Raw genomic sequence first — 2,677 nt, 5'->3', positions numbered from 1 at the left:
TTTCTGGACTTTAGGGCTGCCAGCTCTTGTTTATTAGCACTGATGCTTTGTTGCTCTTTGCTAGCTTTATTCTCCTTAGCTTTTCTATAGACTTCTTTATCTCGGTGGCTGATATGGCGAACTTCTGCAAGATGACCCTCCAGGTCCTGCTTAGGTACTTTGAGTTCCAGACTGTCCATAGAAGCATTGGCTTTGACTGGTGCAGAGTCTATAGCCTGGGTATGACCGATCACCATACCTTTATCAATACACATCTGTAAAACTTTGGTAAAGACCTCTTCAAATATCTCTTCTGGAAAAAGCTGACGAGTTCTGCTTATTGTAGAATGCCAGGGCAATTCATCGTCTATATCGTAGTCTATAAAGAACAAAATATCCAAGCGCATACTGCAATGCTCAATCAGTTTCCGATCACTGATAATGTTCTCCAAATAACCCACCAAGCACAACTTAAAAAACACAACAGGATCAATACTTTTTTGACCGCTTGATCCGTAATAAGGCTTGGTTAATTTATACAGATCCTCTAAATCCAAAACCGACTTTAATCTGCGATAAAAATTGTGTTCTGGGACACGTTCACTGAGTAAGAATTGAGTGAACAGTTTCTCTTGATACTCCTTTTTTCCTTGCATTACTAAAGATAATCAATTCCAAACTTTTCAATGCCAATCAATTATATATATTTACAAGAAATTCAGTTGTGCAACAGGCACACAGCATAACATAAATGGCGAGATTTGGTGCTGAAACGAGAGTTTTGTGTATTTTTAGAAATTAAAATTTTAACCGAAAAACTTGTGCATTTTAAGTCGCCACTTATGTTATGCACGGACCGTTGTTGTGGTGCATTTAAAAAAAAATGAGAGAATACCCAAAAACATTTTCTGAGTTAATAAAGAAACATAAGTTAATTAATATGGAATTGACCTATGATGAATTTATTTACAAGGCACAGAATGATATAATTTTCCGAAATGATTTCGCTTTTGTGTCGCTTTTTTTTGATTTACAAATGCTCGATAAAGAAAATACGGAATTTGGAATTAACTCACCTTTAGAATCAATATTTAAAGAATCTGTTATAGCAAAAAAATGGAATGAATTTAGAAAACTAGCCAATCTAAATATTCCAGATCTAGGGCGAAAAAGCAACAAACACTTCATTCATTTTTTAATTATAGTGATAGTATCAATAGTTGGTTTATATTTTATTTTCTCGAACAAAGACTTATCGTTTTTCACAATGCTACATCCTGAAATTCTTAATATCGGTTTTATTGCTATCATAATAATAATTTTGGGGTTAGACTATCTTGTAAAGAAAATCTGGCCTAATGATGAAAAATATGAAATACCGTATTATCTAAATAGTGAGAATGTTAGAGGATTTATCACAAAAGTTTTAACCTACAACCGAACTAATATAAAAAATAATTTTGCTGAATTATATCAGCAGAGATTTAAACAATTTAACAATGAAAAAACGCACCACAACATCTAGTATAGCCAATAGCTTTCATGTGCTAAACCGAAAGTTTCTGTATATTTAGAAACGTAAAAGATAAACTGAAAATTAAGCTAGTATTTGCACGCTACTGGCCATACTAGAGAACCGTTGTGCAACATTTAAAACGAAATGAGAACTGTATTTAAAGTATTTCTGTTTATACCATTTGTAATAATTTATTCTTGCTCGAATGAAGATAAAACTTCTAATAAAGGAACAAAAAATGAAAGTTCTGAGTTAACTGTTGATAAAGCAAGACAAGAAGAAATCATAAATGAACATTTAAAAAACGGTGCTTGGAAATATCAACTATATTCTCAGGAATATCAGTCTGAAATTGATAAAGGATTAGCTAAAGACTCTACTATCGCATATTTATGGCAACAAAAATCAATGCCTTTACTTAAAAAAAGAAAATATGAAATAGGTATTGAATATCTCGATAAAGCAGTTAAATATGATAGAATAAAATGGCAGGATTATAGAGCTTTTATTAAATGTATTTTTGCAAAAACTTATAGAGAAGCAATCTTGGATTTTGAAGATTACAAAGATAGATTTGGCTATGGATTTGTAATGGATCATTCATTTGACTTTTATATTGGATTATCATATTTACAACTAAATGAATTCGAGAAAGCAGACGAAATATTTCAAAAAGATTACAAATATCAATTAAAAGAGAATGGAAAGGATTGGATACATCATCTAGACTTGTTTTATTATGGTATCACAAAATATGAATTAAAAGAATACCAAAAGGCTGTAGAATTTTTTGACTTAGCCTTAGAAATATATCCTAATTTTTCAGAAGTTCAGTTGTATAAAGCTGTAACTTTAAGAAAATTAGGAAAAAATAATGAAGCGAAAAAATATGATGTTTTAGCTGAAATGAATGGGCGTAAAGGAAATACAATTAATGAAGCAAATTCTATATACGAATTGTATCCTTATCAATGGACTTGGGATTAAAAACGTTGCACAACAGCGCATTCTATGAAAAGCAATCGTCCTGATCTTAGTTCAAATTTATAATATTTTTCTTTTAGCCCTATCTCATTTATTACTAATTTTTAAATCACGTTTTATAAGGTTTGAAGCTTGCTTCATAGCTTATAAAATGTAATAATAATAACTTGCTCCGCATCCTATGTGTGGTCAATAGAT

At 31.0% G+C, this 2,677-nt stretch carries 3 protein-coding genes; 2 read left to right on the top strand and 1 reads right to left on the bottom strand.

The window, feature by feature from the left end; all coding sequences use genetic code 11:
* Positions 1 to 635 (bottom strand): transposase (locus ACFQ0R_RS10705; protein ID WP_379658064.1); only part of this gene is annotated, 635 nt, incomplete at its 3' end.
* A 227-nt stretch (positions 636 to 862) separates the two neighbouring features.
* On the opposite strand from ACFQ0R_RS10705, the gene ACFQ0R_RS10700 reads away from it, so the two are divergent.
* A complete protein-coding gene (locus ACFQ0R_RS10700) occupies positions 863 to 1,504 on the top strand; it encodes a hypothetical protein (protein ID WP_379658371.1) in 642 nt (213 codons plus the stop codon).
* 135 nt (positions 1,505 to 1,639) lie between these two features.
* Entirely contained in the window at positions 1,640 to 2,482 is an 843-nt protein-coding gene (locus tag ACFQ0R_RS10695) for a tetratricopeptide repeat protein (protein ID WP_379658370.1), read from the top strand.
* The last annotated feature ends 195 nt before the right edge of the window (positions 2,483 to 2,677 follow it).

The sequence above is a fragment of the Psychroflexus salinarum genome, assembly GCF_042677225.1.
GTDB classification, from domain to species: Bacteria; Bacteroidota; Bacteroidia; order Flavobacteriales; family Flavobacteriaceae; genus Psychroflexus; species Psychroflexus salinarum.
This window is presented reverse-complemented; position numbering and strand designations above follow the sequence as displayed.